The following is a 226-nucleotide window of genomic DNA, read 5'->3' as shown; positions in this document are numbered from 1 at the left end:
CAACGTAGAAAAAATAGAACAAATATTAAAAGATGATGATAACGACTATCAAATAGAACTACAGGAAGGGAATATTTTAATTATGGGTCCATCGGATATAGAATCTAGTGAAATTGGTGCTGAGTTCATATATTTGCTAAAATTATGGACTAATCCTCGTAAATTAGGAAGAATATTTGACTCCAGTGGTGGGTTTATTATGCCAAATACTGATTTACGCGCTCCT

General features: G+C 32.7%; 1 protein-coding gene. It reads left to right on the top strand.

Features of this window, described 5'->3' with window-relative positions:
* Positions 1-226: Uma2 family endonuclease (locus ACIR131C_RS26560; RefSeq protein WP_035371495.1), on the top strand; the 226-nt coding region annotated here is incomplete at both ends.

Source organism: Dolichospermum circinale AWQC131C, assembly GCF_000426905.1.
Classification (GTDB): Bacteria; Cyanobacteriota; Cyanobacteriia; order Cyanobacteriales; family Nostocaceae; genus Dolichospermum; species Dolichospermum circinale.
Note: the sequence above shows the minus strand (reverse complement) of the source record. Positions and strands in the feature narration are given on the sequence as shown.